This window comes from Mesorhizobium sp. M7A.F.Ca.US.014.04.1.1 (assembly GCF_003998745.1).
GTDB classification, from domain to species: domain Bacteria; phylum Pseudomonadota; class Alphaproteobacteria; order Rhizobiales; family Rhizobiaceae; genus Mesorhizobium; species Mesorhizobium ciceri.
In genome coordinates this window covers 1-8,327 of the sequence record NZ_RZRW01000248.1, presented here as the reverse complement: position 1 = coordinate 8,327, position 8,327 = coordinate 1, and the positions used below count along the sequence as shown (strand labels likewise).

Genomic DNA, 8,327 nt, shown 5'->3' with positions numbered 1-8,327 from the left:
AAGGAACCCAGCGCGCCATGATGCACGACATAGGGGTCGGTGATCGGCAGGATGACGCGGGCGGCATCTTTGCCCAGCCACTCGTCGAGAAGGTCCTGGACATAGACGACATCAGGCGAACCGTCCGCCTTGTGCTTGGGCTTCATGCCATGGTCGGCGGTGACGACGATGGCAGCACCCAGCGCATCGAGCTCGGTCAGGTATTTGTCGAACATCTCGTAGAAGGCGTTGGCCTGCGGCACGCCGGGCGCATATTTGTGCTGCACATAGTCGGTGGTCGTCAGATACATGATGTCGGGGCGGAATTCCTTCAGCAGCTGGACGCCGGCGGCGAAGACGAATTCCGACAGCTCGGCCGAATAAACCTCCGGCACCGGCAGCCCAAAGTGCTTCGAGGCATTGTCGATGCCGTGCTCGGCCTTGCTGGTGGTGTCGGATTTTTCCGCAGAGAAGCACAGCGCGCGGCCTTCGTCGAAGGCGAGGCCCTTGCCGAGCAGCGCACGCAGCTTGTCCTTGGCGGTGACCACGGCGACCTTGGCGCCGGCATCGTAGAAGGCCTGGAAGATGGTCGACGCGCGCAGGAAGCGCGGGTCGTTCATCATCACTTCCTTGCCGGTCTCGCGCTCATAGAGATAGTTGCCGCAGATGCCATGCACCGACGGCGGCCGGCCGGTGGCGATCGACAGATTGTTGGGGTTGGTGAAGCTCGGAATGACAGAGTGCGCAAAGCGCACCGTGCCCTTCTGCTTGATCCTGACCAGAGCCGGCATCAGCCCGGCCTTTATCGCTTCGTCGAGATAGGCCGGCTCGCAGCCGTCAAGGCAGATGGCGATCGCCGGCACGCGCGGCCAGGCATAGGTGCGGCCGTTGACCGACACGGTGACAGGAGACATCTGGTTCATCTGATATCCTCGAAGTCGGCCGCTTCAGGCGGCGAGTTTGGCGCGTTCGGCAAGTGCCGCGGCGGGTGGGGCGGCGGTGTCGACGCCCATTTCATGAAGCGAGAACGCTGCCGCCTCGACGACGCGGCGCATGACATGTTCGTCCATCTGGCCGATGCAGCCGACGCGGAACGAATCCACGGCGGTCAGCTTGCCCGGATAGATGATGAAGCCCTTGTCCTTCATCAGGTCGTAGAAACGGTCGAACGCGAAACTGGCATGAGCCGGGTTGAAGAAGGTGACGATGATCGGCGACAGCCAGCGATCCCGGAGCAGTGTCTCGAAACCGAGGTCGCGCATGCCGGCCACCATAACGTCGCGGTTCCTCGTATAGCGGGCGCCACGGCCGGCGACGCCGCCTTCGGCCTCATGCTGGCGCAGTGCTTCGAGGAAGGCGGCCACGACATGCGTCGGCGGCGTGTAGCGCCACTGGCCGGTCTTGTTCAGGTGCGCCCACTGGGCGTGGACATCGAGCGACAGCGAATGGCTCCTGCCTTTGGCGGCCTCCAGTTCGCTCTTGCGCGCGATGATGAAGCCAAAACCCGGAACGCCTTCGATGCACTTGTTGGCGGACGAGACCATCGCCTCATAGCGGATTTCGTTGACGTCGAGCGCCACGGCGCCGAACGCACTCATGGAATCGACCAGCAGCTTGCGACCCTTGGCATGGACGGCTTCGGCAATTTCAGCGACCGGGTTGAGGATGCCGGAACTGGTCTCGCAATGGATGGCGATGACATGGGTGATATCAGGGTCGGCCGCGAGGGCCGCTGCCACCTCGTCGCCGCGCGGGGGCAGATAGTCACCCTTGTCGATCAGCGTATAGGCGCGGCCGAGATACTGCATGGTCTGCGCGGCGCGCAGGCCGTAGGCGCCGTTGGCCAGCACAAGAACCTTGCCGTCCCTGGGCACGAACGACCCCAGCATCGCTTCGACGCAGAAAGAACCGCTGCCTTGCATCGGCACGCAGTCGAACTCATCGTTCCTGTCCCCGGTCAGCGCCAGCAGCCGGCGACGCATATCCGATGTCATGGCGCGGAAGTCGCCGTCCCACGATCCCCAGTCGCGCAACATCGCCTGCTTGACCGAATAGGCCGTGGTGAGCGGCCCCGGGGTCAGAAGATACGGCTCGCCCAGCGCCGGGCTGGCCAGCGGCTCCGCGGCAAATTTCGTCTCGGCGAGCATGTTGTCCTCCGCTCGATCTGCGTTCGATGTGGCCTTATTCTTGGCCTGAATGATCTATTTGTAAAATCGTTATTTTGTATCGATGTATAGATTTTAGTGATGGCCTGCCGGGCGGGAATCCGTCCTCAGGCCATTGCAGGAGCCCTCACTTCCGCAGCCCCTCTCGCCAGCCGGCTTTCGAGCAGATCACCGCTCTGCGTCAGCAAGGGATAAGCGACCGAGGCCATCAGCGAGTTGATCTCCTTCAGCGCCCGCACGGCCTCCAGGTGGATGTCGCTGGTGTCGATGCTCTGCGGCATTCCCGATTGCAGGCGCTTGAGGTGACGGTCGTGGCTCGTGCGTTCCAGTCTGCGCATCCGCTCCTTCTCGACGACGAGTTGCCGCGCCGAATCGAGATCGCTCGACACCAGCACATTGAGTGCAAGCTGCATGTTGGCCATGACACGGTTGTGAAGCCCGGCCAGTTCGCTCCAGCCGTCGCGTGAGAAGCGCAGGTTCTTGTCACGCAGCTCCTGGGTGAGCACGAGCAGGTTCTTGGCGACGATGTCGCCGGCGCGTTCGAGATTGATGGCGAAGTCGGTGAGCTCGATGCCGCGCTGCGCTTCGGCCACGCTCATGCTGCCGCGATTGACTTCGGCAATGTAGAGCTTGATTTCGGTATGGGCGCGGTTGACCTCCTCATCGAGTTTTTGAGCCTGGCGTATCTGGTCGCCGGTGCCGGCGTCGAAGAAATCCATCACTGGGCGCAGCATCACCTCGACGACTTCGCCCATGCGCAGCAGCTCGCGGGTGGCACTGGCTAGCGCAAGACCGGGTGTGCGCATGACGGTGCGGTCGAGCGCGCTGGTGCGGCGCGACATCAGGTCTCCACCCTCTCCGGCCTTTGCCACCGGCCTGTCTGCGATCAACAAGGCGACCAGCCGCTCCATCATGCCGGTGAACGGCAAGCAGCAGATGACCAGCACCAGATTGAAGGCAAGGTGCAGGTTGACCAGCTGGCGGCCTTCGGTTGCGCCGAACAGATGCGCCGGGAAGGTCACGGCCTGAAGCGCGAACAAAGCCGCCAGCGCCGCCGTGCCGCGAAAGATCAGATTGCCGAGCGGGATACGGCGCGCCTCGACGGCTTCGCCGCGCGTCAGCCAAACCGCGATCAGCGCGCCGCCGCAATTGGCGCCGAGGATGAAGAACAGACCGACCTCGACCGGCAAGACGCCTTGTGCGGCAAGCGTGACGAACAGCAGGATCGCCGCGACGCTGGAGTGGATCAGCCATGTGAACAGGGCAGCGGCGGCAAAGGCGGTGAAATAGTCCGCGCGCAGATAGGAGATCACCAGTGGCAGCAAGGTGCTCTGCCGCATCGGTGCGGTCGCCTCGCCGATCATATGCAGCGACAACAGGACGAAGGCGACCCCCATCAGGATTCGCCCGCTATGCCTGATGCCAGCCACTTCGAACTTCAGGGCCATCGCGCCGCCGACCAGGATCAGCGCCGGCACAAGCCAGCTGAGGTCGAACGACAGCACCTGCACGACCAGGGCGGAACCGAGATCGGCGCCCAGCAGGATCGCCAGCCCGGCCGACACCGAAACCATGCCGCTGGCGGCAAACCCGGCCGCCAGGATAGCGACGGCGGTCGAGCTCTGCAGCAGCACGGCAAGCACGGTGCCGACGCCGGCCGATCTGATCCGCTCACCCCGGGCTTGCCTCAGGGCATCACGCAAAGCGGGCCCGCAGGCCCGCTCGACACCCGTGCGCACCATATGCACGGCCCAGAGCAGCAGCATGACCGCACCCGCCAGATGCAGCAGGATGATGGAAAATTGCATGGCGACGCCTCCGGTGCCAACGGCCGGCAGGGATGTCGACCCATGCTCAGGCTGAGGGTCGGCAAAACATAAGTCAAATCGTTCCTTTCGATCTTTTCCTAAGCAATCCTTATGATAAGATGTCGGCGATTTCAGAAGTGTCGGAGGCACGGGAGATGCGCTACGTCCAGTTGCGAGCCTTTCACCAGGTGGCCATCTGCGGTGGCTTTTCTCGCGCCGCCGAGGCGCTCTTCCTGACCCAGCCGGCGATCTCGGACCAGGTGCGCAAGCTCGAGGAAGAGTATGATGTGCTGCTGTTCAACCGGAACAAGAAGCAGGTCACGCTGACCCATTCGGGCCAGAAATTGCTCGAAATAACCCACCGCATGTTCGATACCGAGCAACAGGCGCTCGAACTCCTGACGGAGTCCCGCGCCCTGCGTTCCGGCACGCTGCGCATCGTCGCCGATGCCGCACATCATCTGCTTCATATTCTCGGCAGCTTCCGGGCCCGCTACCCCGGCGTGCAGGTTTCGGTGCGCGCCGGCAACACCGAGACGGTGATCAGCAGCCTCTACAGCTACGATGCCGATATCGGCGTGCTGGGCGAGGTGCCGACGGGGCGCGATTTCGAGGTGCTGAAACTCAACTCGACGCCGATCATCGCGTTTGCATCCGTCGACCACCCGCTGGCCGCGAAAAAGTCGCTCACCCTCAAGCAGCTCGCGCAGGAATCACTGGTCATGCGCGAGCGTGGATCGAAGACGCGTCAGAAACTCGAAGATCTCGCAGCCGCCTCGAAAATCGAATTGAGGCCGGCGATCGAAGCCGAGGGCCGCGAAGCCGTCCGCGAGATCGTCGCCTCGGGCGCCGGCATCGGCTTTGTCTCGGCGGCCGAATTCGGCCAGGATTCGCGGCTGGTGCCGATCACCATCGATGCTCCCGAGACCCTGATGGACGAGGCGTTGATCTGCCTGCGTGAACGCAGCGGCGGCAAACTGGTGCGGGCTTTCCTGGATATGGCGCGCTCGATGTCAGCGGATTAAGCGGCGGCCCTGATCTCCACCGCATCAGCCTTCACCCGCTCCGACTTCGGGTCGTAGGGGCTGCGCAGATGTGCTGTCGCGGCATGGCGAACGCCGGCAAGGTCGATCTCGAAACGACCACCGGTGAGAAATGCAGCGTCGACGCCCGCCTCGTTCTCGATCAGGCCGAGCGCCACCGAGCGGCCAAGCGTGTGGCCGTAGGCGGCCGAGCGGACTTCGCCGACCGGCTTGCGGTCGCGCAGGATCAGTTCGCCGCCCCACAGCATCGGCTCGGCATCATCGAGCGTGAACAGCACGATGCGTCTTGCCGGTGCTGCCGATGGCTTCGTCTCAACCAGCGCGTCGCGGCCGATAAAGTCACCTGGCTTGTCCATCGCCACGGCGAAGCCAAGCCCGGCCTGCCAGGGGTCGATCTCAGGCGTCAACTCCCTGCCCCAGGCGCGAAAACCCTTTTCGATGCGCAAGGCATCGAGCGCATAGTAGCCGGCGTCCAGCAGACCGAATTCACGGCCCGCCTCATGCAACGCCTCATAGACGCCGACGGCGAATTCTGTCGGCACGATCAGTTCCCAGCCCAGTTCGCCGACATAGGTCATACGGTTGGCATAGGCGGTGGCATAGCCGATATCGATCTCGCGGATGGTGGCGAAGGGAAAGCCGGCGTTGGAAAGATCGGCCGAGGAGAGTTTGCCCAGCAGATCGCGTGATCGCGGTCCCATCAACGCCAGCACCGCGTAGGACGAGGTGACGTCGGTCACGATTGCATGCGCGTCGGATGGAATGTTTTTGACGATCCAGTCGGCATCGTGGACAGCTTGTGCGGACCCGGTGACGATGAGGAATTTCTCCGCGCCGAGCCGCATAACGGTGAGATCGCTCTCATAGCCACCGCGTGCATTGAGCACGCCCGTGTAAACAGACGTACCGTCCGGTACCTCAATATTTCCGGCGCAGATCCAGTTGAGCACGGCGCAGGCATCGCGGCCCTGCACGAGGAGCTTGGCGAAAGAGGTCTGGTCGAAGACGGCGACGGCTTCGCGTGTCGCCTTCATTTCGCGCTTGACCGCCTCGTGCCAGTTCTGGCGGCCGAAGGCATAGTCGTTCTCGGTCTTCTCTCCCGGTGCCGCGAACCAGTTGGCGCGCTCCCAGCCCATCTTGGAACCGAAGCAGGCACCTTTGGCGGCGACCCGGTCGTAGAGCGGCGAGCGGCGGAACGGCCGCGCCGTGTCCAGTTCACGGTTCGGCCACGGCATGGCGTAATGCAAGCCGAGCGTTTCCTTGACACGGTCATGCAGCCAGCGCGGATTGTTGTTGAAGGAGGCGAAACGCCTGATGTCGACCGGCCACAAATCCATGGTCGGCGCGCTGTTGACGATCCATTCCGCCAGCGCCCTGCCCGCGCCGCCGGCGCTGGCGATGCCCATGGAGTTGAAGCCGGCGCCGACATAGAAATTCTTCAGTTCCGGCGCCTCGCCGAGGAGAAAATTGTTGTCCGGCGTGAAGCTTTCGGGACCGTTGTAGAATTTCTTGACCTCGGCCTTGGCCAATTGCGGCACGCGGACCAGCGCGTTTTCCATCAGGATCTCGAACTGATCCCAATCGTCCGGCAACAGCGCGAACTCGAAATTTTCGGGAATGCCATTCATGCCCCACGGCTTGGCGTGCGGCTCAAAGCCACCCATGACCAGGCCGCCGACCTCTTCCTTGAAATAGATGAACCCGTCGGGGTCGCGCATGACCGGCAGGTCCGGATGCACGCCCTCGATCCTGCCGGTAACGATGTACATGTGCTCGGCCGAATGCAGCGGCACCGAGACGCCGCACATCAGCCCGACCTTGCGCGCCCACTGGCCGGCGCAATTGACGACGATCTCGGCGGCAATGTTGCCGCGGTCCGTCTCGACACCGCAGGCGACGCCGTTCTTCACGCTGATGCCGGTGACCTTGACCCGCTCGAAAATTTTCGCGCCGCGATTGCGCGCACCCTTGGCCAGCGATTGCGTGAGATCGGTCGGATTGGCCTTGCCGTCGCCCGGCAGCCAGACGGCTCCGACCAGATCGTCGGTCGCCATGACCGGCCATAGATCGGCCGCCTCCTTCGGCGAAATCACGTCGATCTCGACGCCTTGGGCGCGAGCCGATGCGGCCGTGCGCTTCAGCACCGTCATGCGGTCGGCGGTCCGCGCCACCGACAGCGAGCCACAATTCTTCCAACCGGTGGCGAGCCCGGTCTCGGCCTCCAGCTCGCCATAGAGCTGCGTGGAGTATTTGATCAGGCTGGTCATGTTGGAATGACTGCGCAACTGGCCGACAAGCCCTGCGGCGTGCCAGGTGGTGCCACCGCTGAGTTGCCCCTGTTCGAGCAGCACGACATCGGTCCAACCGAGCTTCGTCAGATGATAGGCGACCGAGCAGCCAATGATACCGCCGCCGACGATGACGACGCGCGCTTGCGTAGGGAATTCGTTTGCCATGGGACATCCTGCCGTTTTGACACCGGTTGGATCATAGCAGCCGAATTCCAAATATCAACACAAAATACCACAAAATATCACATCAAAGAGGCAATCATCAGCTCAGGCCCTTTGCGCGCAAGCGCTTCAGCGATGTCAGCCTGCGGTTTCGCGTCGACGATCACGCCGGCGGCGCGTTGAAAATTCGGAATCCTGAGCGGCGTCAGCTTTGCGAACTTGCTGCTGTCGAGAACGAAGTAGGTTTTGGCGGCAAGCGCGATCATGCGGCTGCGCTGTTCGGCGCCGGCGCGGGTGAAATCGGTCACCTCGCCGTCGGGCGACAGCGCGCCACCACCGAGGAACGCGATGTCGACGCGAAAGCGCGACATGGCTTCGAGCATGTCGATTCCCGAGGCCGCTTCCTCGCCCGGATCGACTTCGCCACCCAGCACATGCACGCGCATGCCTGAGACGTGGCACAGCAGAAGCGCGATCTTCAGGCTCGCCGTGCAGATGGTGAGATCGCGCAGGTCGGCCATGGCTTGTGCGATGGCCAATGTGGTGGTGCCGGAATCGAGGAACACCACCATGCCGTCCTTTACAAGACCGGCGGCCAGCCTGCCGATCGCGGCCTTGCCTCCGGCATTTTCGTGGCTGCGCAAGCTCATTGCCGGTTCGCTCGGCTCGAAGCGGGCGGCGCCGCCATGGACGATGCCGAGCCGTCCCTTATCCGACAGCAGCTTCAAATCACGGCGGATGGTTTCGCGCGAGACATCGAAGAACCCGGCCAGTTCGGCGACACTGACAGACCCCTGGGCGCCCAGCCGCCGCAGGATCTCTTCGTGGCGACGTGGAGCAAGGGCGCGCGCCGGCAGGCTGCTGTCGGGGGACATGATG

6 protein-coding genes are annotated in these 8,327 nt (G+C 63.3%); 1 reads left to right on the top strand and 5 read right to left on the bottom strand.

The features are described 5' to 3' along the window. The 3 genes from EOA22_RS17500 to EOA22_RS17490 all read right to left on the bottom strand — a co-directional run. On the bottom strand, positions 1 to 902 hold a 902-nt coding region (locus tag EOA22_RS17500; RefSeq protein ID WP_127390113.1), incomplete at its 3' end, for an alkaline phosphatase family protein. A 24-nt stretch (positions 903 to 926) separates the two neighbouring features. Beyond that, entirely contained in the window at positions 927 to 2,126 is a 1,200-nt protein-coding gene (locus EOA22_RS17495) for a 2-aminoethylphosphonate--pyruvate transaminase (protein WP_063167532.1), read from the bottom strand. 125 nt (positions 2,127 to 2,251) lie between these two features. Further along, the gene (locus tag EOA22_RS17490) at positions 2,252 to 3,952 is read right to left on the bottom strand and encodes a Na/Pi cotransporter family protein (RefSeq protein WP_063167531.1); all 1,701 of its coding nucleotides are present in this window, start codon (positions 3,950 to 3,952) and stop codon (positions 2,252 to 2,254) included. A 155-nt stretch (positions 3,953 to 4,107) separates the two neighbouring features. Here EOA22_RS17490 and EOA22_RS17485 point away from each other — a divergent pair, with 155 nt between their 5' ends. Next, positions 4,108 to 4,977 carry a LysR substrate-binding domain-containing protein gene (locus tag EOA22_RS17485; protein WP_013533042.1) on the top strand — a complete coding sequence of 290 codons (870 nt, stop codon included), beginning with the start codon at positions 4,108 to 4,110 and terminating at the stop codon, positions 4,975 to 4,977. Here the strand turns inward: EOA22_RS17485 and EOA22_RS17480 are convergent. Together EOA22_RS17480 and EOA22_RS17475 are read right to left on the bottom strand one after the other, a co-directional pair. After that, positions 4,974 to 7,451, bottom strand: a complete 2,478-nt coding sequence (locus tag EOA22_RS17480) for an FAD-dependent oxidoreductase (RefSeq protein WP_127390112.1) — start codon at positions 7,449 to 7,451, stop codon at positions 4,974 to 4,976. The two genes, EOA22_RS17485 and EOA22_RS17480, sit on opposite strands and share 4 nt — an antisense overlap. Before the next feature lie 77 nt (positions 7,452 to 7,528). After that, entirely contained in the window at positions 7,529 to 8,323 is a 795-nt protein-coding gene (locus tag EOA22_RS17475; protein WP_063167529.1) for a DeoR/GlpR family DNA-binding transcription regulator, read from the bottom strand. Between the last annotated feature and the right edge of the window lie 4 nt (positions 8,324 to 8,327).

Coding starts and splice junctions, on each gene's coding strand:
- EOA22_RS17495 (WP_063167532.1), bottom strand. CDS start 2,126: ATGCTCGCCGAGACGAAATTTGCCGCGGAGCCGCTGGCCAGCCCGGCG.
- EOA22_RS17490 (WP_063167531.1), bottom strand. CDS start 3,952: ATGCAATTTTCCATCATCCTGCTGCATCTGGCGGGTGCGGTCATGCTG.
- EOA22_RS17485 (WP_013533042.1), top strand. CDS start 4,108: ATGCGCTACGTCCAGTTGCGAGCCTTTCACCAGGTGGCCATCTGCGGT.
- EOA22_RS17480 (WP_127390112.1), bottom strand. CDS start 7,451: ATGGCAAACGAATTCCCTACGCAAGCGCGCGTCGTCATCGTCGGCGGC.
- EOA22_RS17475 (WP_063167529.1), bottom strand. CDS start 8,323: ATGTCCCCCGACAGCAGCCTGCCGGCGCGCGCCCTTGCTCCACGTCGC.